Source organism: Rhodococcus sp. ZPP (assembly GCF_017656075.1).
Classification (GTDB): Bacteria; Actinomycetota; Actinomycetes; order Mycobacteriales; family Mycobacteriaceae; genus Rhodococcus_F; species Rhodococcus_F oxybenzonivorans.
This window is the reverse complement of record NZ_CP058638.1, coordinates 3,618,866-3,643,724: the sequence shown is the minus strand read 5'-3', so window position 1 is coordinate 3,643,724 and position 24,859 is coordinate 3,618,866. Positions and strand designations below refer to the sequence as shown.

At 63.9% G+C, this 24,859-nt stretch carries 30 protein-coding genes; 16 read left to right on the top strand and 14 right to left on the bottom strand.

Annotated features, from left to right (window positions below; translation table 11 throughout):
* The first annotated feature begins 209 nt into the window (after positions 1 to 209).
* The 6 genes from HYG77_RS17290 to HYG77_RS17265 all read left to right on the top strand — a co-directional run bounded on the left by HYG77_RS17290 (position 210) and on the right by HYG77_RS17265 (position 6,541).
* Entirely contained in the window at positions 210 to 1,175 is a 966-nt protein-coding gene (locus tag HYG77_RS17290; protein ID WP_208960018.1) for a thiamine pyrophosphate-dependent dehydrogenase E1 component subunit alpha, read from the top strand.
* A 14-nt stretch (positions 1,176 to 1,189) separates the two neighbouring features.
* A complete protein-coding gene (locus HYG77_RS17285) occupies positions 1,190 to 2,221 on the top strand; it encodes an alpha-ketoacid dehydrogenase subunit beta (RefSeq protein ID WP_109334504.1) in 1,032 nt (343 codons plus the stop codon).
* Position 2,222: 1 nt separating this feature from the next.
* On the top strand, positions 2,223 to 3,782 hold the full coding sequence (locus HYG77_RS17280; RefSeq protein WP_208960017.1) for a 2-oxo acid dehydrogenase subunit E2: 1,560 nt from the start codon (positions 2,223 to 2,225) through the stop codon (positions 3,780 to 3,782).
* Between the two features lie 9 nt (positions 3,783 to 3,791).
* Positions 3,792 to 5,201 carry a dihydrolipoyl dehydrogenase gene (lpdA, locus tag HYG77_RS17275; protein ID WP_109334508.1) on the top strand — a complete coding sequence of 470 codons (1,410 nt, stop codon included), beginning with the start codon at positions 3,792 to 3,794 and terminating at the stop codon, positions 5,199 to 5,201.
* Between the two features lie 63 nt (positions 5,202 to 5,264).
* Complete coding sequence (gene lipA / locus HYG77_RS17270) at positions 5,265 to 6,284, top strand: lipoyl synthase (protein ID WP_208960016.1); 1,020 nt, start codon at positions 5,265 to 5,267, stop codon at positions 6,282 to 6,284.
* Positions 6,281 to 6,541, top strand: coding sequence for a DUF3263 domain-containing protein (locus tag HYG77_RS17265; protein ID WP_208960015.1), 261 nt, complete (start codon positions 6,281 to 6,283; stop codon positions 6,539 to 6,541). Before lipA ends, HYG77_RS17265 begins: the two co-directional genes overlap by 4 nt.
* Here the strand turns inward: HYG77_RS17265 and HYG77_RS17260 are convergent.
* The 8 genes from HYG77_RS17260 to HYG77_RS17230 form a co-directional block, all read right to left on the bottom strand.
* Positions 6,520 to 7,719: a GAF domain-containing protein gene (locus HYG77_RS17260; protein WP_244372920.1), complete on the bottom strand. Its 1,200-nt coding sequence runs from the start codon at positions 7,717 to 7,719 to the stop codon at positions 6,520 to 6,522. The genes HYG77_RS17265 and HYG77_RS17260 overlap by 22 nt on opposite strands.
* 146 nt (positions 7,720 to 7,865) lie before the next feature.
* A complete protein-coding gene (locus HYG77_RS17255; protein WP_208960014.1) occupies positions 7,866 to 8,342 on the bottom strand; it encodes an Lrp/AsnC family transcriptional regulator in 477 nt (158 codons plus the stop codon).
* 232 nt (positions 8,343 to 8,574) lie between these two features.
* Entirely contained in the window at positions 8,575 to 8,985 is a 411-nt protein-coding gene (locus tag HYG77_RS17250; protein ID WP_208960013.1) for a PIN domain nuclease, read from the bottom strand.
* Complete coding sequence (locus HYG77_RS17245; protein WP_208960012.1) at positions 8,982 to 9,203, bottom strand: ribbon-helix-helix domain-containing protein; 222 nt, start codon at positions 9,201 to 9,203, stop codon at positions 8,982 to 8,984. Before HYG77_RS17245 ends, HYG77_RS17250 begins: the two co-directional genes overlap by 4 nt.
* A 304-nt stretch (positions 9,204 to 9,507) precedes the next feature.
* Positions 9,508 to 9,636 carry a hypothetical protein gene (locus tag HYG77_RS40685; RefSeq protein WP_280123267.1) on the bottom strand — a complete coding sequence of 43 codons (129 nt, stop codon included), beginning with the start codon at positions 9,634 to 9,636 and terminating at the stop codon, positions 9,508 to 9,510.
* A gap of 212 nt (positions 9,637 to 9,848) precedes the next feature.
* Positions 9,849 to 10,043, bottom strand: a complete 195-nt coding sequence (locus HYG77_RS17240; protein WP_208960011.1) for a hypothetical protein — start codon at positions 10,041 to 10,043, stop codon at positions 9,849 to 9,851.
* A gap of 191 nt (positions 10,044 to 10,234) precedes the next feature.
* Entirely contained in the window at positions 10,235 to 10,909 is a 675-nt protein-coding gene (locus tag HYG77_RS17235) for a response regulator transcription factor (RefSeq protein WP_230990003.1), read from the bottom strand.
* Positions 10,906 to 12,102: a histidine kinase gene (locus tag HYG77_RS17230; protein WP_244372918.1), complete on the bottom strand. Its 1,197-nt coding sequence runs from the start codon at positions 12,100 to 12,102 to the stop codon at positions 10,906 to 10,908. The genes HYG77_RS17235 and HYG77_RS17230 overlap by 4 nt, the downstream gene beginning before the upstream one ends.
* Before the next feature lie 170 nt (positions 12,103 to 12,272).
* Between HYG77_RS17230 and HYG77_RS17225 the strand changes: the two genes are divergently transcribed.
* On the top strand, positions 12,273 to 12,674 hold the full coding sequence (locus tag HYG77_RS17225; RefSeq protein WP_109334518.1) for a hypothetical protein: 402 nt from the start codon (positions 12,273 to 12,275) through the stop codon (positions 12,672 to 12,674).
* Positions 12,675 to 13,273: 599 nt separating this feature from the next.
* On the opposite strand, the gene HYG77_RS17220 is transcribed toward HYG77_RS17225, so the two are convergent.
* Both HYG77_RS17220 and HYG77_RS17215 read right to left on the bottom strand, forming a co-directional pair.
* Positions 13,274 to 14,074: an SDR family oxidoreductase gene (locus HYG77_RS17220; RefSeq protein WP_208960010.1), complete on the bottom strand. Its 801-nt coding sequence runs from the start codon at positions 14,072 to 14,074 to the stop codon at positions 13,274 to 13,276.
* Positions 14,071 to 14,406: a nuclear transport factor 2 family protein gene (locus HYG77_RS17215; RefSeq protein WP_208960009.1), complete on the bottom strand. Its 336-nt coding sequence runs from the start codon at positions 14,404 to 14,406 to the stop codon at positions 14,071 to 14,073. Before HYG77_RS17215 ends, HYG77_RS17220 begins: the two co-directional genes overlap by 4 nt.
* Positions 14,407 to 14,507: 101 nt before the next feature.
* Between HYG77_RS17215 and HYG77_RS17210 the strand changes: the two genes are divergently transcribed.
* Positions 14,508 to 15,230, top strand: coding sequence for a TetR/AcrR family transcriptional regulator (locus HYG77_RS17210; protein ID WP_208960008.1), 723 nt, complete (start codon positions 14,508 to 14,510; stop codon positions 15,228 to 15,230).
* 332 nt (positions 15,231 to 15,562) lie between these two features.
* Here the strand turns inward: HYG77_RS17210 and HYG77_RS17205 are convergent, their stop codons facing one another.
* Positions 15,563 to 16,324, bottom strand: coding sequence for a hypothetical protein (locus tag HYG77_RS17205; protein ID WP_208960007.1), 762 nt, complete (start codon positions 16,322 to 16,324; stop codon positions 15,563 to 15,565).
* A 162-nt stretch (positions 16,325 to 16,486) separates the two neighbouring features.
* Between HYG77_RS17205 and HYG77_RS17200 the strand changes: the two genes are divergently transcribed.
* The 8 genes from HYG77_RS17200 (at position 16,487) to HYG77_RS17165 (ending at position 22,754) form a co-directional block, all read left to right on the top strand.
* Positions 16,487 to 16,972 (top strand): MarR family winged helix-turn-helix transcriptional regulator, encoded by a 486-nt coding sequence (locus HYG77_RS17200; protein ID WP_208960006.1) that lies wholly within the window; start codon positions 16,487 to 16,489, stop codon positions 16,970 to 16,972.
* Positions 16,973 to 18,135: 1,163 nt separating this feature from the next.
* The gene (locus HYG77_RS17195) at positions 18,136 to 18,678 is read left to right on the top strand and encodes a hypothetical protein (protein WP_208960005.1); all 543 of its coding nucleotides are present in this window, start codon (positions 18,136 to 18,138) and stop codon (positions 18,676 to 18,678) included.
* A 121-nt stretch (positions 18,679 to 18,799) separates the two neighbouring features.
* The gene (locus HYG77_RS17190) at positions 18,800 to 19,132 is read left to right on the top strand and encodes a hypothetical protein (protein WP_208960004.1); all 333 of its coding nucleotides are present in this window, start codon (positions 18,800 to 18,802) and stop codon (positions 19,130 to 19,132) included.
* Positions 19,133 to 19,339: 207 nt separating this feature from the next.
* Positions 19,340 to 19,810 (top strand): hypothetical protein, encoded by a 471-nt coding sequence (locus HYG77_RS17185; protein ID WP_208960003.1) that lies wholly within the window; start codon positions 19,340 to 19,342, stop codon positions 19,808 to 19,810.
* Between the two features lie 4 nt (positions 19,811 to 19,814).
* The gene (locus tag HYG77_RS17180) at positions 19,815 to 20,246 is read left to right on the top strand and encodes a hypothetical protein (RefSeq protein ID WP_208960002.1); all 432 of its coding nucleotides are present in this window, start codon (positions 19,815 to 19,817) and stop codon (positions 20,244 to 20,246) included.
* A gap of 344 nt (positions 20,247 to 20,590) precedes the next feature.
* On the top strand, positions 20,591 to 21,157 hold the full coding sequence (locus tag HYG77_RS17175; protein ID WP_208960001.1) for a hypothetical protein: 567 nt from the start codon (positions 20,591 to 20,593) through the stop codon (positions 21,155 to 21,157).
* 98 nt (positions 21,158 to 21,255) lie between these two features.
* Positions 21,256 to 21,861, top strand: coding sequence for a hypothetical protein (locus tag HYG77_RS17170; RefSeq protein ID WP_208960000.1), 606 nt, complete (start codon positions 21,256 to 21,258; stop codon positions 21,859 to 21,861).
* 266 nt (positions 21,862 to 22,127) lie between these two features.
* Complete coding sequence (locus tag HYG77_RS17165; RefSeq protein ID WP_244372916.1) at positions 22,128 to 22,754, top strand: hypothetical protein; 627 nt, start codon at positions 22,128 to 22,130, stop codon at positions 22,752 to 22,754.
* Positions 22,755 to 22,895: 141 nt separating this feature from the next.
* On the opposite strand, the gene HYG77_RS17160 is transcribed toward HYG77_RS17165, so the two are convergent.
* From HYG77_RS17160 to HYG77_RS17150, 3 genes are all read right to left on the bottom strand, one after another.
* Complete coding sequence (locus HYG77_RS17160; protein WP_208959999.1) at positions 22,896 to 23,126, bottom strand: hypothetical protein; 231 nt, start codon at positions 23,124 to 23,126, stop codon at positions 22,896 to 22,898.
* A 239-nt stretch (positions 23,127 to 23,365) separates the two neighbouring features.
* Complete coding sequence (locus tag HYG77_RS17155) at positions 23,366 to 23,743, bottom strand: helix-turn-helix domain-containing protein (protein WP_244372914.1); 378 nt, start codon at positions 23,741 to 23,743, stop codon at positions 23,366 to 23,368.
* 49 nt (positions 23,744 to 23,792) lie between these two features.
* Positions 23,793 to 24,701, bottom strand: coding sequence for a DUF6670 family protein (locus tag HYG77_RS17150; protein WP_208959998.1), 909 nt, complete (start codon positions 24,699 to 24,701; stop codon positions 23,793 to 23,795).
* Between the last annotated feature and the right edge of the window lie 158 nt (positions 24,702 to 24,859).

Here is a 24,859-nt window from a genome sequence, read left to right as displayed (position 1 = left end):
TCCGATCTCCTGGGCGGCCTCTGTGCGAACCACCCCGACTGGGCGGCGTCCTGATTGCAATCCGATGCAACCTTTATTGCGTGCGTCATATCGCCCTACATTCATGACCCGGGTTACACGAGGTCGCGGGCGACAACGAAGTTGCAGCGTCGTCGTAATCGGAGGCGGGCCCAGCAACAGCGGCCCCAATGCAGAAACAGAGGAGAGCAATGGCGCTGACCAAAAGTGCACTATTGAGCGCGTATCGGAAGATGGCCGAGATCCGTGCGTTCGAAGACCGTTTGCACGAAGAGAACGCCACGGGCGACATCCCGGGGTTCATCCACCTGTACTCGGGGCAGGAAGCCATTGCGGTCGGTGTATGCGAGAACCTCGAGGACACCGATTACATCGGGTCGACCCACCGCGGGCACGGTCATTGCATCGCCAAGGGCTGTGACCTCCACGGGATGATGGCAGAGATTTTCGGTAAGGACGACGGGCTCTGCCACGGCAAGGGCGGGTCGATGCACATCGCCGACCTGTCGGTGGGCATGCTCGGAGCTAACGCCATCGTCGGCGGCGCCCCGTCTCTTGCGATCGGAGCCGCGCTGAGCGCCAAGACCCTCGGCAATGGTGGCGTCGCAGCATCGTTCACCGGAGACGGCGGTTCCAATCAGGGCACCGTGTTCGAGGCCATGAACATGGCCGTGGTTCTCGACCTCCCGATCGTGTTCGTGATCGAGAACAACGGATTCGGCGAGGCCACCGGACGCGACTACGCCGTGGGCGCCCCGAGCATCGCGGACCGGGCGTCGTCGTTCGGCATGCCGGCGGCCACGGTCGACGGCACCGACTTCTTCGCCGTGTACGAGGCAACGCGGGAGGCCGTCGAACGAGCTCGCGGCGGTGGGGGACCATCCACGATCGAGGCCGTCGCGCACCGCTGGCACGGTCACTTCGAGGGCGATGCGCAGCTCTACCGCACGGCGGACCAGGTGGCTGAGATCCGGCAGACCAAGGACCCGCTGCTCAATTTCCGCAACCACGACGACAGCAAGAAGGTCTCCGCGAAAGAACTCGACGCGATCGAGGCCGATGCCCGAGCGCGGGTCGACGACGCCGTCGCGAAAGCGCGCGCCGCGAGCTACCCCCCGGTGGAAAACCTTCTGACCGACGTCTACGTGTCGTACTGAGAGTGAGAACAGAGATGACCACGTCGAAAACGACGTATCGCGAAGCAATCAAGGCCGCACTCGCCCAGGAGATGGAGCGCGACGCGACTGTAGTGCAGATCGGTGAGGATCTGCGCGGTGGCCAGGCGGGCACCAACCCGGAACTCGAATCCGGGAAGGTTGAAGCGTTCGGTGGTGTGCTCGGTGTGACGAAAGGCTTGTGGACGGAATTCGGTTCCGAGCGTGTCATCGACACCCCGATCACCGAGTCCGCGATCATCGGTATGGCCGCGGGTGCCGCGCTCACCGGACTTCGCCCGGTCGCGGAATTGATGTTCATGGACTTCTTCGGAGTCTGCTACGACGCCCTCTATAACCAGGCCGCCAAATTCCGGTACATGTTCGGCGGCAAGGCCCGCACCCCAATGGTGGTGCGCGGCATGATCGGTGCCGGATTCTCCGCAGCCGCACAGCACTCGCAGTCCCCGTACAATGTGTTCGCCGCCGTCCCGGGTCTGAAGGTCGTCGCACCGTCCAACGCATACGACGCGAAAGGGCTTCTCATTCAGTCGATTCGCGACGACGACCCTGTCGTGTTCTGCGAACACAAGACCCTGTACGACCTCAAAGGTGAGGTGCCGGACGCCCCGTACACGATCCCGTTCGGCGTCGCCAACTACACCCGTGAAGGCACGGACGTCACGGTCGTCGCGCTCTCGGCCATGGTCAATGCCGCCAATACCGCCGCCGACAAACTCGCCACCGAAGGCATCTCCGTCGAGGTCGTCGACCCCCGCACCGTCTCACCGCTGGACGAGGAGGGCATCCTCGAATCGGTCGCTTCAACCGGCCGGGTGGTCATCGTCGACGAATCCGCGGCCCGATGCGGATTCGGGCACGACGTCGCCGCACTGATCGCCACGCAGGCGTTCGGCTCGTTGAAGGCCCCCATCGAGTTGGTCACCCCGCCGCACACGCCGGTGCCGTTCTCTCCCGTGCTCGAGCAGGCGTGGCTGCCGAACGCCGCCCGTATCGAGGCAGCCATCCGCAAGGTCGTGAGTGCCTGACATGAGTGACATCAAACTGATCGAAGTTCCCAAATGGGGCCTGTCCATGGACGAGGGCACCGTGACGGAGTGGCTGATCGAGGAGGGAACATCCTTCGCGAAGGGCGACCTGCTCTGCGAGATCGAGACCAGCAAGATCACCAACGAATTGGAGGCGCCATTCGACGGCGTGCTGAGGCGGGTGGTCGCCAAGCCGGGTGAGACGTTGCCGGTCGGTGCGGTGCTGGCGGTATCGGCAGAGGCCGCCGTGTCCGATGCGGAGATCGAAAAGGTCCTGACCAGTATCGGGGCCGATCAGGTACCGGTGCCTGCCGAGTCCGAGCGGTCCCCGGGCGGGCAGCCCACACCCGCCGAGCCGGATGTCAAGCACACCCCGTCTGCACCCGCGGCACAGGAATCAGCGCCGGCTGCCGGCACCATCGGAGCGACTGCAGGCGGGACGACGACCGTTCCGCAGTCGCTGCGAGGTCGGACCGAGGATGACGTGTTCGCCACCCCGCACGCGCACAGGTTGGCAGACGAGCTGACGATAAACCTGGGACTCGTCGCAGGTAGTGGTCGAGAAGGCCGGATCTCCGTCCAGGACGTTCAGGACGCGATCCGTGCGGCGGGCGGAGCCGTCGCGCAAGCACCCACTCCGGCGCGTTCGGGTGTGCCCGGCCGCTCCACCCAGGACGACAGCACGATCGACGCCACACCGGTGGCTCGGCGCCTGGCGAGAACCCTCGGCATCAATCTGCACGATTGCCGGGCAACCGGATCCCGCGGCCGGGTCTGTGAAGCGGACATCCGGGAAGCTGAGCGGAAGTTCCGGTTGCTGCCGGACCCGGTAACCACACCCCTCGCCGGCGAGGACACCGCGCAGGTTGCACCCGGATACGAGACGATTCCGTTCACCGCGATGCGCAAGGCGATCGGTCGGCGACTGCAGGAATCGAAGCGCAACGCCCCGCACTTCCGGCTCACCGCCGACCTGCAGATCGACAACCTCCTCGCACTGCGCAAGCAGATCAACGCGACCGTTCCCGCGGTCAAGTTGTCGGTCAACGACTTCATCGTCAAAGCGTGCGCGGCCGCGCTGCGCAAGGTGCCCGATGTCAACGTGCAGTTCGACGAAGCGGCGCAGTCGGTGCTGCGGTACGCGAGCGCGGATATCTCGGTGGCCGTTGCCCTCCCGTCGGGCCTGATCACGCCGATCGTCCGGGGCGCAGAGAGCAAGACACTCGCGGAAATATCCGGGGAAGTGCACTCTTTGGTGACGAAGGCCAAGGCCGGGAAGCTGAGCCCCGACGAGTTCCAGGGCGGAACGTTCACCGTCTCCAACCTCGGGATGTTCGGTGTGCGCGAATTCGACGCGATCATCAACCCGCCGCAGGGCGCCATTCTCGCGGTCGGTGCCGGACAGCAGCGCCCGGTCGTCGTCGACGGTCAAGTGGTGACCCGCACAATGCTTACCGTCACCCTGTCCTGTGACCACCGGGTGATCGACGGCGCTCTCGGCGCTACGTTCCTGCAGGAGCTGCAGCGCTTCGTCGAGTCGCCGGCATTGATGCTGGTCTAGGGAGCAACGATGACTGACAAATACGACGTCCTGGTAATCGGTAGTGGTCCCGGCGGCTACGTCGCCGCCATCCGCGCCGCTCAACACGGACTCCGCACCGCGGTGATCGAACGGGACCGACTCGGCGGCATCTGCCTCAACTGGGGGTGCATTCCCACCAAGGCCCTGCTCCACGGCGCCGACGTTGCACACACCCTGGCGAACCTGCGACCGCTCGGATTCACCGCTAGCGGAATCGAATTCGATATCACGCAGCTCGTCGAGTTCAGCCGTGGGGTATCAGGCCGGTTGTCCGATGGCATCGGCTACCTGATGAAGAAGAACGGCGTCGACGTGATCACCGGCACCGCCAAGCTGATCGACAAGGGCGTCGTCGGCGTCAGGTCCGGGAAGGACGAGTCGGTGCCGGCCACCGAGTACCGGGCCGATCACATCATCCTGGCGACCGGTGCGCGCCCGCGGTCGATTCCCGGAGTGACCCCAGACGGCGAACGGGTCTGGACCTACTTCGATGCCCTTGTCCCGACCGAACTCCCGAAGTCGTTGCTGGTCATCGGATCCGGTGCCATCGGTGTCGAGTTCGCGAGCCTCTACCGGGACCTCGGCAGCGAGGTGACAATTGTCGAAGTGGCACCGCAGATCATGCCCGTCGAAGACGCCGCCGTCGCCGCACACGTGCGACGGCAGTTCGAGAAGCGAGGTATCACGATTCGCACCGGCGCCTCGGTGTCCGACCTGACGGTCGGCACGGATTCGGTCGCGGTAACTGTGACGTCGACAGACGGCACGGTGGAAGAAGTAACCGTCGACCGGGTTCTCGTCGCCGCCGGAATCCAGGGGAACGTCGAGGACCTCGGGCTGGAGGACATCGGAGTCGAGGTCGACCGGAGCTTCGTCACCACCGACCAGTGGTGCCGCACCACCGCTTTCGGGGTCTACGCGATCGGTGACGTCGCGGGCGGTCCGTGTCTGGCGCACAAGGCCAGCCACGAAGGTGTGCTGTGTGTCGACAAGCTGGCGGGTGCCGAGCACGTGGTCCCGTTGGACAAGGACTACGTGCCGGGCTGCACGTACGCGCGGCCGCAGGTGGCCAGCCTCGGACTCACCGAGGACCAGGCGCGCGGCACCGGTCGTCGCCTGCAGATCGGGCAGTTCGATCTGCAGGCGTCCGGTAAGGCGCTCGCGATCGGCGAGGCCGACGGGTTCGTCAAGACGATTTTCGACGCCGACAGCGGCGAGCTCATCGGCGCGCACATGGTCGGTCCTGATGTCACCGAACAGATCCAGGGCTTCGGCATCGCCCGATCGCTGGAGGCCACCGGTGACGACCTCGCGGAAGTGATCTTCGCGCACCCGACGCTGTCCGAGGCCATGCACGAATCGGTGCTGGCTGCGCTGGGTCGCCCGATCAACATGTAGCAAAACCCGCCGAACCGCGGTTGCCCCGCGGTTCGGCGGGAACCACCACCCAGGAATCGACACGTGACTGCCACACCACGAACTCCGACCGACGCCGCGCAGGGCCCGCCCGGCCGCAAACTCCTTCGACTGGAAATCCGAAATGCGGAGACCCCGATCGAACGTAAACCGAACTGGATCAAGACGAGAGCGAAGATGGGCCCGGAATATTCCGAGCTCAAAAGCCTCGTCAAACGCGAGGGCCTGCACACCGTCTGCGAAGAAGCCGGCTGCCCCAACATCTACGAATGCTGGGAAGACCGCGAGGCCACCTTCCTCATCGGCGGGCAGCAATGCACCCGCCGCTGCGACTTCTGCCAGATCGACACCGGCAAACCCGACGACCTCGACCGCGACGAACCCCGCCGCGTCGCCGAGTCCGTCCAGGCCATGGGCCTGCGCTACTCGACCATCACCGGCGTCGCCCGCGACGACCTCCCCGACGGCGGCGCCTGGCTCTACGCCGAAACCGTGCGGCTGATCCACCAGCTCAACCCCGGCACCGGCGTCGAACTACTGATCCCGGATTTCAACGCCAAACCCGAGCAACTCGCCGAGGTGTTCGCCACCCGACCCGAGGTCCTCGCCCACAACGTCGAAACCGTCCCCCGCATCTTCAAGCGCATCCGCCCGGCGTTCCGCTACCAGCGCAGCCTCGACGTGATCACCGCCGCCCGCGAAGACGGACTCGTCACCAAGTCGAACCTGATTCTCGGAATGGGTGAAACCCCCGACGAGGTCACCCAGGCCCTGCACGACTTGCACGACGCCGGCTGCGACATCATCACCATCACCCAATACCTGCGTCCCTCGCCGCGGCATCACCCCGTCGAGCGGTGGGTCAAGCCCGAGGAATTCGTCGAGCACTCCACCACCGCCGAAGAGATCGGCTTCGCCGGCGTGATGGCCGGACCACTGGTCCGCTCCTCCTACCGCGCCGGCCGCCTGTACGCGCAGGCAATGGCCCACCACCGACGCGAAATTGCGGACCGACTCCTTCATCTCGCAGCCAACCACACCACCCGCCAGGAGCCTCACCCATGAGTAACCGTTCCATTATCGAAGACTCGCGGATCCTCGAGTTCGCCCGCCGCTGGCTGCCTTACGGGGGTGGGAATACCGGTGATCTCCTCGTCGAATTCGGTATGACACCCGCCGGCTACATCGCCAGGCTGGGAGAGATTCTCGACGGTCCCGCCGGCTGGCACCTCGACCCCCAACTCCGTGCGGACCTACGCAGCTTCGTCGACACACGTATCCAGGCCGTGCGCACCACAGCTCAGCCGAACACCCGAACCTGAACATTGTCTGCGAACCGGTACGGCTGAGCAATCAATATCGGGCCCAGACTTTTTCGGAGACGAGAGATCTCGGCGCGGACGGCGACGACGTGGTCACGGTCGCCGAACAGCGCCTCGCTCATCGCGGCGGCGTCAGTACCACCGGGCCCTGCGTCCGCGAGGACACGCAGAATCTGAGCGTGTCTCGGTGACAAGGCCCGGGTCCAATTCACATCTCCGCGCACCGTCGCGCGGGGCGACGCACCGAGGTCGAGCTCGAGGTCGATGTCTGCCCGATCTTCTCGGCGACGTACCAACCACCCCGCACCGAGCGGCTCAGGCACGCACCAACCCAGACCCGGTACGAGTAGCGGCTTTTCGGCGCACGGAGGCGCCAACCGTTCAGGTACAGCGATTCCGCCGGCTTCCACAACCCAGCCGTGCCGGTCCACGACGAGTGCGGGTCCACCGGCGGCGAGCACCGGCGCCGCTTGCGCGCGGAGCTTGTCGAGTTGGACGGTGTGCTCCCGCCACAACGTCGACTCGGCCAAGCGCACCGCAGTCCGCACGAGCGCCATGGTGGCCGGATGGACCGACATCGCCGACCCGCTGATATCGACCACGCCGAGCACCTCGCCCGTCCGCGGATCGCGGACCGGCGACCCGGTACACGACCAACCGGAGTGCGACCGCGCATAGTGCTCGGCCGAAAATAATTGCACCGGAGCCCCTTCGACCAGTGCGGTGCCGACGGAATTGGTACCGACCAAGTCCTCGGACCAGCGTGCACCCTCCATGAAACCGAGCGCATCAGCAGCCTTGCGCACGGCGCGGGAACCGTCTCGCCACAGCACCACCCCATCGGTGTCTGCGATCACCACGATGAACTTCGCATCGTCGGCCACCTCGGTCAACGTGCTCCGGAGCTCCGGAAGAACCGAACGGAGGGCAGTTCGGGTACGGCGAGACTCGAGTTCGGAGCAGTCCGCGAATACGACATCTTCGCACCGGGCGGGGCTGACACCCTCGGCCTGAAGTCGCGACCACGACCGGGCGACGACGTCGCGCGGCGGCATGGGCGGCTTCTGCCCGGACAGTACCGCGTCGTGCACCTCGCTCAACACTTGTGCGTGCCGGGAGAGATTCACACCGGAACCGACAGCCAGGAGCCTCTCAGGCGTCGAACTGGTTGCACTCACACACCGAGCTTACCGTCGTGTTGTGAGCCGGGACACGGGCGGTCGGAGCTCACACCAATGGCACGATTCGGGGAGGCCATTCCTTGAAAGCGGCTTCGCACCCGCCGATTCCAGGCCGGTGAGGATCGGGCCTCCCTCGTCGGCGCTTACCCGGCCTCCCCGGCGATACGTTCGAGCAGCGGACGGGTTCGGTAGGGAATGGCGTCGCGCATTGCGACAGACACCGTCGTGCGTTCGATCCCCGGAACGGCAAGAATGAGCCCGGCCACCCGGTACAGATCGTCGGCATCGACGGCGACTACGCCGATGTGGAGGTCCGCAGCCCCGGAGATGCCGACGACCTCGGTGACCTCCGCTATGTCTCTGAGGTGGTCGATGACCTCCTCGAGACGATGCTGATCGACCACCGCAGTGACGAAGGCCTGCAAGGGATAGCCGAGATCCCGGGGCGACACGCATCGGTCGACCGGCGCCAGTACCTTCTGTTCGTCCCACCGAGACATCCGCGCCTGCACAGTATTACGCGCCATTCCCAACAGAGACGCCAACTGCACGCCGGTCGCGCGCGGGACGTCGCAAAGCGCGAGAAGCAGGCGGGCGTCGGTCCGATCGAGTCTCGTCATGTCGCGGAGTATGCCACCGGGCGACTCAACCATGCTGCGCATTTTGCCTGATTTTTGTCAGCAATCTTGCGCATACGGCTCATCGCGCCGCGGTGGTGCACCGATACAACGGCACTGGATCTCGTCGTTGCCACCATCGCCCGGACCGTGATCGGCACCGACCACAGCGACGCGACCTGACCCGTCGGCGTCCACGTGTGGTGGAGACCGCGCGGGACGCGTGGCCAGACCGCTATGCCACCAGTCGTTCGAGTGGTTGGCTGGTTATCGCCGCGATCAGATCGAAGTCTTTGTCCAGATGGAGAACGACTCGGTTGTTGATTTCCGCGGTCGCCGCGATGAGCAGATCCGGGATCGATGGTGCGCGATGTTGGCCACGTTCAGCCAGTTGCCGTTGCACATCAAGGGCGCGGTCTTCGACCGCGGGTGTCGAATACTCCAGGGGCATGGCCGATAGCGGTGGGGTGCGTCGTCCCCGCGACAGGTCGTGGGCGGTACGTGCCGAGCAGCCGACCTCGAGCAGCGTCACGGTGCAGATGTGGACGAGACCGCGCTGGATTCGCTTGGCCCACTGTTCGGCGTCCGGGCTGGTGCCCAGGCGCACCATCGCGGACTTGTCGATGAGCCACGTGGAGCCACTCATGACCAGGCGCCGCGCATGACCTCATTGTCGTTCAAATCGGGGAAGTCCTGCGAGAACCGCATCAGGTCGGCGGTCGACACCGAGGTGGCGGTGCGACGTGCCTCCTGCTGCAGCTGACGGCGCAGGAATTCAGTTCGCGAGATACCGAGACGGGCAGCGTGCTCGTCGAGCAGCGCCAGATCCTCGGCGGGAAAGTTGCGGATCAAAATATCGGGCATGACAGCCTCCCTCGATATCAGATCGATATCACACCGCTTCTCGACGAGCGTGGGAGCAACCGCCTGTCAGCGGCGTAGCCGACTCGCCGAAGCGGGAATCGTGACACCTCCCACGAACAGGACCCGACTGGATGAAACCCTTCGCCCGAACGATTAACGCGGCAAAGTAGTACGTCGTGTCGAGCAACCTCGAGCGGGTCGATTGGAACGCGGAATTCGTGCGAGGGAAGCTAGCCACGGCCGCCCGCGGGGATTGCACGACGATCGCAACACCCGCTGGACGCTTACAACGCCGCGGCCGACGTCACCCGTTCGGGTAGAACAGTGCACCGGGCGCCCGGCGTGCGCTGGGCTTGGTGAGGACGCGCTGGAGTACCGTGCGGCCGCCGATTGCGCTGGCCAACAGGCCCAGTAGTAGCGCCACGTTGGTCATACCGCCATCCTCTCCGGTGCGGTGTGATCACCCCGGAGCGGTCGGGGCTCGGAGCGTTCACCGGCGAACATCGCCTCGATACGCATCTTGATTTCCTCGGTACTGATCGACCCCGCCCGGCGGGACGAGCGTGCATGGGTCGTTGATCCTGAAACGGGAAGACTCACGAATGTAGGTGTCCTGTCGATGCGATGTTGATGGTGGAAGAAAGGTCAGATCATTACCGATGCGGCGGCGACGCAGGCAAGGGTCGCGACCGCTGCGATGCCGGCCAGAAGCGCGGACCCGGTCACTACCACGGCGGGTGCCGCTGCTGCTGCCGCGGCACCGAGCGCTATCGAAGCGCCCGACCGCACCAGCGAGGTCGTCGACTCGTCAGGAAGCGGGGTGTGGTGGGTGGTGTGCACGCCGGGGTCCTTTCCGGATCAGGGTCGACTGCAATGACGTGGAGGTAGACGTTTTCCGCGGTCACGGTTAAGTGTGCGCTGGATCACATTCGGTCATGGCGTTAGTTGTACATCATCAAAAAGACGAATGCCACTTGTGATCGAGCCCAACAGAGCCGTGCGCCCCTCGGCTGGCACAACTGGACATCGGTTCAAGTTGCGTGGCCGGGCGTGACGATGCCGTGGTCGAATGCGTAGACGATGGCGGCGGCGCGGTCACGAAGATCGAGTTTGACGAAGATGTGCCCGATGTGGCTCTTCACGGTTACTCCCGAGATACCCAGCGCGCGGCCGATCTCACTGTTGCTGTATCCCCGGCCGATGAGCGCGAGCACATCGAGTTCCCGCGCCGTCAGCTCGTCGACGCTGCGACCCGCGCCGTTGGTGGGCCCGGCGGCGGTGCGATAGGTAGTCAGCACTCGGCCGGTCACCGCCGGATCGAGGCAGGCTCCTCCCTCCGCGACCGTTCGCACGGCACGAATCAATTCCTCGGCGGGTGAATCCTTGAGAAGGAAACCGGCGGCGCCTGCGCGCAGTGAGCCGGACAGCAGTTCGTCGTCGTCGAAGGTGGTGAGAACCAATACCGGCGGGGGTCGATCACCGGCCTGCAGCTCACGGGTGGCCGTAATCCCGTCTACCCCCTTCATGCGTAGGTCCATCAGCACGACGTCGGGTGCGTGGCGAGCCACGGCGTCGGGCACTTCCGAGCCGTCGGCGCATTCTGCAACGATGACGAAACCGTCCTTGCGTCGCAGGATCCGCCGGAGCCCCGAGCGCACCAATTCTTGATCGTCGACGAGTAACACCTTGATTTCGGGGGCGGTCACGACTGCTCCGGGGCACGACGCCGGAGCGACAGCGGGCAGGAGTCGGTGGGGAGGGGAATCTCGGCGCGCACCGACCACCCCTGTTCATCCGGGCCGGCCTGCAACGTGCCACCGAGGAGCTCGGCGCGCTCGCGCATTCCACGCACCCCCGAACCACTCGAGTCCATGGGTAGCGCTGCGGGAGCAGCGGTCGGATTGCGCACCACCAGCGTGATCGACTCCGGCGCGATCGAGAGGGTCACCTCGGCGCCGGCGCCCGGCGCATGTTTGATGATGTTGGCCAGGGACTCCTGCGATATCCGATAGAGACCTAGACCGGTCGCGCTGCTCACCGCGCCCGGGTCTCCTCGCATCTCGAAAGAAACCTCGAGTCCTGCGCGGCGGAAGTCGTCGATCAGATTCGGTATGTCACCGATGGCGGGTTCGGGCCGGGTTCCGGCCGGTTTCACCTCGAGCAGCCCGACCGTGCGCCGGATGTCTGCCATTGCCTGACGGCCCAGGCGCTCGGCGTCGGCGAGGGCCTCCACGGCGTCGTCGACGTCGCGATCCTCTTCGAGGGCGCGGCGGGCACCGGTGAGATGGAGCATGGTGATGCTCAACGAGTGGGCCACCACGTCGTGGATTTCCCGGGCGATTCGTTGGCGTTCGCGAGTGGCGGCCTGCTCGGTCTGGATGACATGGGATGCGCGCTCCTGGTGAAGGAGGCGGAGCTGGGTCTGCAGCAGATGTCCGATGACCCACCCCACCGCGACACCGGCGATGTACCAGGGCACGTCACCCAGCCGGTCGGCGACGGCGAATCCGGACAGCACCGCGACGGCACCCGCCGCGGTGGCAAGGCTGACGGCGAGCTTCGCCGTCGCCGCGACTTCGCCGACCATGAACACGAGAATGAACGGGGCGACGTCGAACTGACCGATCACTTGTTGCACCAACAGCAGTGCCGTCGCTGCGGTGACCACGACCGCCAGGAGAGGCCGGGGAATCATGGATCCAGGTCTCACCAGATCTCCTGTCAAGGATGTTCCCGCGGCCACCAGCGCGACCGGCAACGCCCATCCGGGGGGCACGAACGCATCTCGCTGCGCGACGGCGACACCGGCCACGGCAACTATGGCGACGTGCCCGAAGATCGGGACACCGGGCGGGTAGTCGTACTCACTCATCGTCATGCGGCGGCGGAAGTACTCCATGACCTGCACCTCACCAGCGTAGCCGGGTGAGGTTCCCCGGAACATCGTTCCGAGAGCGGAGTCGTTTCTCCGCCCGTAGTAGGAGAAGTAATCGCGACCCTGGCACGGCGAAATCGCCTCCACATCCCCGTAGCGTTTCCCGCATCACAAGATTCGACGGAGGTGGCGAAATGTCCTGGAGGAATTTCCACGAACGGCGGGCTGTGCTGGAGGATGTGCTGTCGGTAGCAGAGTTCGACGTGCACGCAGCCCTTGAGGCCAGCGAAAGTACCGACGTGTTAAGGCTTTTCGGACGCGCTGACAACCTTCTCCTTGCATTGCAGCATCGATGGAGCAATCACCTCGCTGCGAAACTCGATCAGGCCCTCGAGGACGGCACTCCGCTGGAGGACGAGTGGTTCCACTTGGCCGCCGAACAACCGGCGCTTCGCGCGCTCCTCGACGCGGGTGCCGCCGTGTCCCCGTCACTGCGTTTCGCTCAACGAGGCGAACAGCGGATGATCGACGCCCACTCGACGGGCCGTCTCGCCGGTCCGGCCACAACTCGACACCGGGTGCCTGCGCCCTGCTAGCCATCGCTTGGGTTCTATCGGTCGTCGCAACACCCGACAGTTCAGGGTGAGGATGGAATTCGAGATACGGAAGCAACGGGGTCCCTCGCGTGGCGAGACCCTGCATCAGGAACGGCGCGCCTATTTTGATCTCGTAAACAAGGGGGTGAGCAGTCAAGAACCCTGCCGAATCGTCGGGATCAATTACCGAACCGGCAAGCGGTCCTCCGCCGGGACGGTGTCGAGTCCGGGAATCGGTGCCGTCAAGGAGTTGCGTTCGTTGTGAGACGCGCCCAGGAATTCAGGGGTCAACGGACCGCCAATGAACGCCTCGAATGCCCGGCTCTAGATCGTTCGGGGTGTCCCGATTGACGCCCCGGAAGCAAAATCCTCACCGGACGGGTCGAACGGGAACGCGCAGCTCAGGGAGTCTCGGTCAACGCCCCGCCTCCGGAGATGTGCCGATCAACGTTCCCGCTACGGGGGACGGCGATCCGGGATGTCACGCCACTTTGAGATTTAGACGAGGCGACCTGCGCTGCAAACCATGGCACCGGTAAAACCGGGAGAGGGCTTGTCGGCTCGTTCTTCTGCTCGTTGGCATCGGTAGTGAGGCGGTGTCAGGTGGTGGGTATGGTGCCGCCGTCGATGGTGAGCTCGGTTCCGGTGATGGCTGCGGCCTGGTCGGAGGCGACGAAGGCGACGAGCGCGGCCACCTCGTGGGGCTGGGCTGGTCGGCCGAGCGGGATGCCCCCGAGGGCGTCCATGAGCTGCTGACGGGCGGCCCGGGTGTCGGTGCTCGACTCCTGCGCGATCCGCTCGATGAGGCGGGTGGCGGCGTCGGTTTCGACGAATCCGGGGGCGATGCTGACGACCCGAATCCCCTGAGGGCCCAGCTCGTTGGCCAGCGCCTTGCTGTAGTTCGACAGTGCGGCCTTCGACGCGGCGTAGGCGATCGTCGATTTCAGCGGGAGGCGACTTTGAATCGAGGAGATGTGCACGATCACCCCGGAGCCTTGCTCGACCATCGACGGCACCAGGGCTCGGTCCAGGCGGACGGCGGCGAGCAGGTTGGTGTCGAGGTCGGACTGCCAGTGCGCATCGGTGAGGGCCAGGACCCCACCCGGCGGGGCCGAGGAGCCCCCCACGACGTGCACAACGACGTCGACCCCACCAAACTCGTCCAGGGCCCGGGTGGCGAGTGTCTGCACGCCCTTCGGGGTGCTGACGTCGGCTTGGACAAACAAGTCCGCGGCCCGCTCCGGCCGTGAACGCGCGGTGGTCATCACCCGGGCGCCCGCCGCGGTGAGCTGGGCGACGACCGCGGCGCCGATGCCGGCGGTGCCACCGGTGACGACGACACGCTTGCCTGCGTAACCGTAGGAACTGGCACCGGTGCGGACGGCCTCCGTGGTGGTCACGGTGCAATCTCCAGACGGCTGATGAGTTCTCCGGTGACGGTGAACTCGAAGGTCAATACGGCGGTGCCGCCGGGGAAGTTGCCGTCGAGACGGCCGGTGACTAGGTAGCGGTCCTCGTCATCGGCAGCGGCAACGCCGATGACCTCCGTCGTGTACTCGAACTCCGACGCCGCCCCCGTCCGCCAGCCCCGGATCTCGGTGGCCCCCCGACGTGTCTTGCCCTCGTCGATGACGACCGCATCGTCGGTGAACAGCGCGACGAGAGCGTCGATGTCGCGGCGGGCGTCGGCCTCGAAGTAGCGGGTCACCACCTCGGGAACAGCTGTAGTCATGACATCTTCCTTTCGGATCGGGAGGTACACGCCGGCCGACCGAGCCAGCGCTACTAACGCTACATTGACTTATATAGCGGTACAAGTAGTAATATAGCGGAATGGCTGTGACACGCGGGGCCGGGGGTGCCCGAGATCGCTTGCTTCTCGCTGCAGCACAGCTGTTGGCGGAGTCGGGCGACCGGACGGTGTCCACAAGGGCGGTGTGCGAGCGCGCTGGTGTGCAGGCACCGACGCTCTATCACCACTTCGGGAACAAACAAGGTCTCATCGACGCGGTGCTCAACCACGGCTTCACCCAGTTCGTGGCGCAGGCTCACGCACCGGGGGTCTCCGACGACCCGCTCGAGGACGTGCGCGCAGGGTGGGACCGCCACGTCGAATTCGGGTTGTACAACCCCACCTTCTACGCCCTGCTTTATGGACGGGTCGAGCCCGGCACACCGTGCACGATCACCGCACCCGCCCTGGCGATGCTCGTCGAACTGCTCAACGCCGCCGCCCGGGAGGGCGTGTTGGCCGTGCCGCCACGCGACGCCGCGGCCCAGCTCCTGGCCGCGAACGTGGGGGTCACCCTGGCCCTGATCACCCAGCCCGAAGGGCAGGTCGACCACGGTCTGTCCGACCGAGTCCGTGAAGCGGCCATCGCGGGGGTGATCACCCACCCGTCCGACCGCCACCGGCAGGGCTCGACCCACCCGAAACCCGACCGGGCCAGTGCCGCGGTCGCACTCCGCGCACTCGTCGAGGACGACGCCAACGGACTCACCCCCGGAGAGACCGGACTGCTGTACGAGTTGCTCGACCGACTCAGCGAACAGTGAGTCACGCACAGTCCACGCCGGGGTGCACCGTGCGGCGGCGCGACCCGGGAGGTTCACCGCGGCCCCAAATGTCGCCGTCGCCCTTGATCGCCGGCTTCTTCGGCTCGTAGGGGGATCCGCTTCGCGGAAGCTCGTCCATAGCGCCCTGTCGCGGTGGACTCCGTTCCCGCTGGTTCCGGTACGGGCAGGCCCGTGAACCTGATCATTCGCCGTTCGCCGTTCGCCGTACCGAGTCTTCGGTCTGAGGTTGACCAGGAGTTTGCCTCACACCTGACGGTGACGCCCGGAGGCACCCTCCGGGCTCTGGCAACCTACAGTGGCGCGTCCAGCAGCTAGAACTTCACCGTCAGATCCTGGCTCGCGAGCCGGCGAACCCCCCAGAAATACGTCAGCAACGGCAACGTGCACCACAGGAGGTTCAGGAGCACGAACTTGATCCACATCTCTGCGGGGCTGGCCACGTTAGCCATGCCGTTGACGATCTCCACGCCGAAATACACTGCAGGGAGCGTCACCTCGACGATCATCCCTCCCATGATCAGGGATAGCTGAGTACTCGTGAAACGCTGACCGTTCCTGAAGAACTGCACGAGCGCGTACAACTCAAACGCTCCGACGAAGACCGCGATCCACTCGAGGGTGACAACGAGCGGGTCGCCATTGAGGTACCGCGCGTCGCCACCGAGGAGGATGGGTGACCACATATACGTCCAGAGAGACTCGTTGAGGACGCCTTGCTTGATTTGATCGTAAAAGAACAGCCACGGCAGTTCCCAGATAAATCTCGGGGTCAGCGCGATGAAGACCCACACGATGATCATTGCACCCAGACGTTCCGACTTAGTGCGATCGCGCTGCCCCGGCAGCCGTAGCCACGGCAGAGCAAGGGCGGTTACGAAAGCGCAGATAACCAGGACGACCAAGATGGTCGAAGTAATAGTCTGCGATACCCCGACCCGGGTCTCCAGGAACCAAAACACCGGGTGGATGGCAAAGAAGAACCCGAGGACGCCGAACAGGCCCTTCTGCAGTGAAGAAAAACCCGATCTTGCAGGCGAGTCTCGCTCGTCGCTCTCTGTAGACGTCTCTGCCATGGAGCTTGTCCCCATCATGTGTCAATGCCCCTGGCGGAGCCGTCGAGAGCAGGCGGTACCGTTGATAACAGTAGTGCAGAAGCTACATCATTAACTGACTTTATAATTAAGCTGCTTCACCATACCGTGCGGGAACCCTCCCGTCCATACCTGGAGTCGAACATGAACGAGGAGCGCGACCGCAACGCACTCGAAGGAGCCGTCACCGCATCTATGCTGCGAGTCTTCGACAAGGTGCAACGGTCCCGACGGCTGACAAGGGACTACGGCACCGGCGATCAATTGACGATGGTCGAGGCGCAGGTCTGCCAAATCGTTGCCTCCATGGAGGAGATCTCCCCCAGCGACCTTGCCGACCGCACCGGTGTCAGCCGATCGGCTGTCTCGCAGGCGCTCAACAAGATGCGAGTGCACGGGCTGGTCAGCGTCGAGCAACTACCCGGCAATGCCAAAGCCCGAGTCGTACGCGTAACCGATGCCGGGGCGATCGTCGCAAGGGGCGTGAACGCGATGCACCGTCAGATGGCCGACGCGGTCTACACAAATGCGACCGATCACCTCGAAGCGTTCCTCACGCTCTTCAACCGACTCGACGAGTATTTCGCCGAAGTGATAACCGACTCCGCCGCATCGTCGAGTGGCTCCTAGACCATCCAGCCAGCTGCGCCGATGGCGGACACCGACATTGACCCTCGAGCTTGACGAGCATGCGGTCTGCATGAAGTAATGCAGTTCTCCTACGACCAAAGGACTCGGACGGTTACAGCCGAAGTTCGAGCAGTTCCACTAGTGTCATGCCACTCACCGATCCGCTTGCGGGGCGTCGAGGCGACGTCGAGTCGCGGCGTTGGCACCGATGTCGTTCAGTTCATCGCGTCTAGAGCGTGTCTGAAAATGTGTCGCCCCAAGGCGTCTTCAGCACTGCCCTTACGCCGCTGCGGCAGAACCACGTCCTGACGTCCCCGGGCGCGGGACAGTTCGCTGGAACGTCGCGGCGATTGATCCAAGGACCGCCAAGGGAACAGCGAAGAGAAGCAATCCCCAGTAAGAGGTAGACGCCCAATTCACCAGCCCGGCGATCGACAAACCAACGAGTGCCGCGACGGCAAACCAGGAAACCCACTTTCGCATTGCTAATGCCGCCACCACAGGCGGTGCCGCGAGCAACAGTCCCAGGCCGACCAGTGGCCATACCCCCAGGACGTGGACGATACGGTCATCACACCGAAAGAAGGATCGGCTTTCGCCGATCTTCGAGCACGACAACGACACCTCAGCCATTGACGACGAGGTCCCGACATCCGCGGTGAACGCCAACCCGGCCGCAGCTAAGGCCCACCACACTGCTCTCGACACGGCCGCAGCCTAACCCGTCGCATGTCCACCACCCGGGATCGCATACTGACTGAGTGGAGCGGGACGAAGCGATAGCGACGAAGCGGATACAGCGCGGTACGCCGGTGGCCCACAGGGGGCAGGACACCGATCGCGACATTCTCAATCCGGCGTCGCGACCTGCCCTGCTATTTCATGGACATCCTGGGCGAATCACCGACCCGACGCTGCAACACGTCAAGGTGGATTGGGTGGGTCTCGAGGATGAGCCAGCGAGCTTCGCCGTCGGATTCTGCCCGACCACCGTCGACGGTGGATGGGCCGGTCCTACGGTGCCGGGGTTGGCAGAGATTTCGGAGGACGAGTTCAGGGTGCGGAAGCAACGAATTGAGAGCGGCCAGCGCCCTCTGCCGTGACCCGCTCCAGGCGGTGTCCGGTCATGGATGGTTATCCGGATCCGGACATACGATCGATAGATGGGCCGCCGCTCTGTGTTCGACAAACCCGCGCTCGCGCTCGCGAACGACCTCCAGAGCGTCGGGCGCCCAGACCTGCACCACCGCATCGTCGAGGCCCTCCGGGATGATCCACTCACCGACGATCATGTCGGCGAGGTCCAGGAGCGACTGGTCGAGCTTCTGAACGATCCACGGGTCGCCGAACGTGACAAGAACGAGGCGAGACGACTCATCGCCGTGGGTGACGATCTACTCGGTGCGATCGGGCGGTGTGGAGTGGTGCACATGACCTGGCGGCGGATTCCGACCCGCGAGCCCCGTCCGGTGCAGTGGGCTCGACCTGTTCTTGCCGAGGACGAGGGCATCTACCAAGGCTCCTGGGGCGGCGAGGAATCGTACGAGATGTCTCCGGAGTTCGCCTCGCTCGACGAAGCGCTCATGTGGGCACGTCTTCGAGCACCCTCGGTGATCGTGCGCCCGTGGTGGGACAATGGGACCGAGTACTGGGCCGGCGACGGCCCACCCCCCGATCGCTATCGCAAGCTTGAGCGTCCTCAATGACTCACTCGGTGCTCGTCGATGTCGTTCCGAACCCCGATCCGCATTGGCGCGACGGCGCGGACGGGAAGGGTGTGCTTGCGGGACAGTTCGCCTGTGGTGCGCAGTCTGCCACCATGATCAGATGTACGAGTCCGTGTTCGAGCTTGTCGACCGGTTCGCGTCCGCTCTTTCACGATCCGACGAGCTTGCACAACCGGTGGAATTGATCGTCCAGCAGTTGACCGCACGGGTCGCACGGCTCGGGCGCATCGCACGGAGGTTTGAGGCCAACTCCAGCAACGACACACTCGAATTCCTCCAGGGTGTGCGCGCTGAGCTCAAGGCCACCGAAGCCGAGCTCCTCCACTGGCAAGTCGTTCTTGCGCGGCTCACCGGTGGCGAAGTGCCAATAGATCCAGACCCCGTTCCTAAGGGAGAGTGGGTGACCGAAACACCGCATCAGGTCGACGAGTGAGTGTCCGTTGACGGATGGTGGCACGGTCACGATCGCGGCCGGCCACAGCGACAGCGACAGCGACAGCGACGGTTACAGCGCCGACAACCACACCGGCAGTCACTGCAACAATCACATGTCTGCGCATGATGCCACTGTCTCTTGTCAACAGAAAACGAATGAACCCGCGCTGTAGGTGCGAGGGTGCCGAGAACGGAGGAACGTCACGTGATCGACACCGCACTCTACGTGCAGTTCGGGTCCACCCTGCCCTTCCAGCAGTCCGGAATGCCGATGGCCGATCTGCCGGCGGCGGCCACCGACATCCTGACCTGGGTCGACGATCAGCGTCTCCTCGTCGTGGCGACCGGAACCCCTCTGGGCGCCGTGGCCTTTCGCGTCGAGGTGACGGACTCGGAACCACAACTCGAGAAACAGGGATGGGACGAGTGGCAGGAGGTCTCGGTCCGGTTCGACATCGGTGACGTGCGTCTTCGAGATCTGGACGCGGACAGAGAGTTGCTCGATGCAAGTCTTGTCGACGAGCCCGGCCGATACCGAGTGCGTATCTATGCAACAGGACGCGACTCCGGTATCGAGTTGCAGGAAGCCGGGGACGATCTGGTGGAACGCTATCTGATGCACCTGTGGCCCGAAAGCGAACCGCGTCCGGCAACCCCGCTCATGAGGCTGCAGTGACAGAATGACGATGCTTAGGATCGCATCAATCATCTCGGTGCTGTGCACGGTGCCGATCCTGTCGTTTGTCGTGCCGCCGCTTCTCTTATCCGGTGTCGTGGAGGTCTCGGGCAGTGTCGAGTACATGGTGGTGCTACCGACCTTGATCGGCTTACCCTGCGCGTTCCCTGCCTCGATCGTCGGCACCGCGTGCGTCCTGCAGCGTCGCACACGCACGGTGGCGTCGATTCTCATGACTGCTGGCCAGCTGACTACCATCGTTCTGGGCGCAGCAATTGTCGTGTGGGCGCTGAACTTCGGCACGACTGGATGGGAGCTGCTCGCCCTGCCGTTGGCACTGATCGGAGGGCAGATCCTCGTCGCGGTGGGTCTGCTGTTCTGGCGGCCGGACCACTTCCGCTGCCCCACAGGAGCCGTGACAGCTCGCCAGCGGTAGGGAGTGCGGTGAGACGAGTAACCACCTTCCCCGGCGCAACCTCGAGCAACGACCCGACGGACGTCAATCGATGCCGATGATGAGGTCGCAGATAGACGGAGCTGCGCTTCTAACAACGTGCTCCCCGGTTCGTCATTTGGTGTACTCGACGATATTCGGATGCTCATGAACCCTCCAGACCGCGCCCTGAGACCCGATGGATAGTCAGCAGTCTGTACATCGCAGAAGAACACCTGGCGGGGAGTCCGGCGATGTAACCGATCGTGACTGCATGCCATAAGACGATCGCTGACCGGTCCCGGAATCGTCATCAGTGCTTGCAGCAGTGATGTTTGACTGGACACATGACACAGTGGTTCAACGTTGAAGCTGACTATCACCAGTTCACCCTTTCGTCTCCTGAGACCGATACCACCGCGGTACGGGAAATCGGTAGCGTGTTCGACACCGGGGCTGGGTTTGCGACTTTTCATACCGGGATCGCGTGCGGACCAGTGACGGTGGGGATCGACCTTGTGCAGGCACCGCCACAGTGGAGCGATTCATCAGAGTGGGACAACGTTGACGAGGCGATCCTCGCTGTCACGACGCCACTTCGAATCATCACCAATGCGGGGAAGGTGCAAGACGAGTTCGAGCAGATCGAGGTACCCCCGTCAGGGAAACTCGGTATCCGAGGACACGTGAGCGGCCGTGCAGTTGCTTGGGACCTTGTCGTGGAGGTACCGACTGAGAAGTTCTGGATTGTGATGTGGCCTGCCAACGAGGCGGGGACAAAGCAACTTTTCCAACGCAGAGCTTCGGATGGACTGTGGACTCCTGAGTCACAGCAAGAAGAACCGGAATCAGAGATCGACATCTCAGAAGATGCCACCGCGAGAGTAAGCGGGCCGGTGCGCTGGAACGGGTAACAGGAAGCAAGGGCAGAGGAAGTCATTGGCACTCCCTCGACCATCGCTGACCGGATTAGGTCTCGCGTCGCGGGCCGTCGACCGTAACGTGGTTAAACGTGAGCGACGGTGTTCTAACATGGGCCGATTTGGCGAACCGTCATGAGGCGAGTCACGACCTGTTCGTATCATGCTCGATTGACTACTCGTTCCGTGTTCGCGAGGACGTCGAACAGACTGGCGCTTTCGCCGTTTGGCATGGTCCGCAGGATCGTTGGCGCGTTGAAGTGTCGGAGCAACCTGTGTACGTCCGCACCGGTGACCTTGCGTTCGCGCTGAAAAAGGGCACGATGCAAAGGCAGGAGCCCACAGCGAGGCAATTCACGGTGCTGCAGCCCGTCAATCCGCTGTGGTTCTTCGGACCCAACTCACTTCTGTCGAGGTCCGGCGTTCTTGCCCCGTCGGCTTCCGCAATCGCTGCAGAGGTTGACGGACGCAGTGGGTGGTCGTTCGTCGCCGACCAGGTGACACTGGGAGCACGAAACACACCGGGTGATGGATTGGAGTTCGTCATAGACGACAAGACCGGGCTGGTTCTTCGTATTGGATCGGTCAATGGGCGCCTGTCCGGAGAACTCCGGGCAGTTCAGGTTATCGAGTGGCTTCCGGATTCGTTGTTCGAGTGGTCCGATGAGGTCGTGGGGCCTAACGGCCTCGATGACTGAGACCGATTGCCGAACGCCTATCGGCACCGGATGACGATCCGCTTACGGAACGAGGGCGGTCTGCCGCCGGCATGCGCTGGGTCGCCACTTCATCCCGGTACGGGTTCGGCTTCTGGTGAATGCTCGTCGTGTCGACTCCTCTGAGAACGGGCACACCTTGTTGACGCCGTCTGTACCTTCGGGGCACTGCCTTCGCATTCCACAGGCAGATCGCTTCGCTCGTACGGCATGCGTGAACACGCCAGACTAGAGGGGAACGCATCGAGATGGCCGACTCAAATGAGGACTTCGTCCGGTTCTACGGGGACGGGCCACGACGAATGCCTCCTGGTCCCAAGGACGATTCACCACGAATTGTGCCGTATATTCCGGTTCTGCCGGACATACAGTCGGATCCGGGAGTCGAACTGCCCGTCGCTGCCGCACTGTTCGAGGGCAACGGCCTAGCGGTATCACTCGTGTCGCCGTTGCACGTCTATCCCTCTGGCCTGTACCTATGGATCCAATGGGACCTGCAACGCAGCGCCGCGAATTTTGATGCAATCCAGTCCGTTCTGCACGATCTGACAAAAGCCCGTCGGATCGAAACACCAACTGAACAGCTACCGACGATTGAAATCGATTACGGCAACGACCGCGTTCTTTCAACACAGAGACGCCGGCCCGAGCCTGAGGACAGGCCCCCAACCGTGGATACAGCCCTGCTGTTCTACAAGAACGCCGGGTGGATGAAGAATGATAACGGCGGCTACCAGTACAGATCGCCCTTGTGGGCATGGCCTCTTCCACCACCGCACGCGCTCACGCTGACCGTCGACTGGCCAACAATCGGCCTCCACTGCACCCCGGCAAGGCTCGACGGCGCGAACATCGTCTCCGCAATGACGGAGTAGGAATCGAGATGGAGCCGCATACTCCACCTGCGAAAGACGATCCGCTTACGGAACGAGGGCGGTCTGCCGCCGGCATGCGCTGGGTCGCCACTTCATCCCGGTACGGGTTCGGCTTGCGGTATCGGGAGGACGGTATGAGTATTAGAGGTTGTTGGCATGCAGGGACACAGCAAGGAACTCCAGGCCGCTGCTGCCCGCTTTGCGGAGGCACTTCCCATCACTTCGGAACTTGCTGCGGTAGCAGACGAGGTGCTCACTGAGATCCAGGCTGAGATCGACGCGACTGACGCTGAGATCGAAAAGTTCGGCCGCGAACAGCCGCTCACAGAGTCTGGAACCGAGATGGCGATCGCGTTCCGACGCGGAGCCCACCGGGCACTTCTTGCGGATCGCAGTCGATGGCGGAAAATCGTCAACACTCTTCGCGAGATTCCAGACCGGCCCATTGGATCCAAGCGATACTGCGTACATCGCGGGGGACCGAGGGAACGGTCCGAATGGGGACCGCACGACCTGATCTCCCGGTCATCGATGCTCTCTTGGCTGGCCCAGGACCCCGCTCAGTCCTACGCAGATTCCGCAGGACTCTGGCTGGGCTGCCCCCGGTGCGGTCAGGCGAGTTCGGTGTCGTGCGAGTCGTCGGGATTGACTCCGAGCGCGGCCGCCCACTCGTTCGACCACTTGAACAATGGCTCCAGAGCCACGTAGAGGGACCGTCCGAGCGGGGTCAATTCGTACGACGAACTCTCGTTGTCGCGATGGATGACCTTGGCATCGACCAGCTCCTGTAGGCGCAGTGACAGCACGCTCTTGGACATGTTCGATGCCCGCCGGCGCAGCTCGTTGAACCCCAACGATTCTTTGCTGAGCTCGCACACGATACGGAGAGTCCACCGCCGTCCGAGCAGGTCGAACGACGCCATGATCGGTCGGCCGGTAACGGAGCCACGGACTGGGCGCCCGGGTTGGGGTGGATGTTCCGCGCTCACCTGCGTCAGCATACGCAGGGAGGGGCGGCCGCCCAGACCGGTCAGCGTCTCATGGCGCACTCCGGACGTCGACATACTCGGAGTAGCCCCGGGCCCGCAGCGTCCGTCCGTCCATCTCGACGACAGCTTCATATCCCCAGATGTAGCCGCGGCCGACACCGTAGCGGGGCTCGGTGTCGTACACGCCGGTGACGAGGAGCTTGCCGCGGACCCCTAGTTGGAACCGCCGTGGAAGAAGCATGCGGTGGCCCCCCTGGTCGATGCGCGATACGTCTTCGTACTCGAGAACTTCGTAGTAGGTCCTGTCGGAAGAGGTTTCGTTGACGCGCCAATCACCGGCACCGGACGTTGTGCGGTGTTGCACGATATCTCCAAGCCGCTGCGACAGTATGCCGACACGGCAGAAAAGGATTTGGGCGTCCTCCGGTAGCTCGATGACGTGGTAGGTGAAGAAGTCGACCGGCACCTTCAGTGTCCGGGGCAGCAATTTGTTACGCACAGCGTACGGTCCGACACAGCGTGCATATTCGATGTTGCCCTTTCCCGAAACATCAAGAGCTGAGTCGTCAGTGTGGATGGCGCCTTCGAAACTGCCGAGAAGACTTAGGTGGTCGTACGGGAGTCCCTTGACGAACCAGGTGGCACGGTCGGCCATGGCGAAATGAAGGTCGAACTCGAGGCCGGGAATCCTTGCCTCCACGGAGAACTCGGGATGATGCCCCGAAATGGTGAGGAACGAGCCGAACTGAAGGTGCCTGCCGTCCGATTGAAGGGTGCATTCACTGGTCATGGATAGCGAACGGTACTGCGCGGCCGCCGCGGTCGAGATCGAGACGGTGACCGTGTCACGTGGGCTGGTCGATACAACCTCGTCGACGTCGAAAGCGCTCTGCCCTGGCATCCCGGCCATGACCATGATGCTGAGATAGTGATGCGGTGCGGGCAGGTCGGGGATCATGACGCCGTAGTGCGTCCAGCCGTAGACACGCCCTCCGACGTATGGGCGGAATCGATAGTCGTCACTTAACGGGACCGTAGAAGCGCGAGACGCGCGATCCGCAAGCGCCAGAACCCCTCTGCGAGTTCCAGTCAACATGAGTTCCTGTATCGGATTGC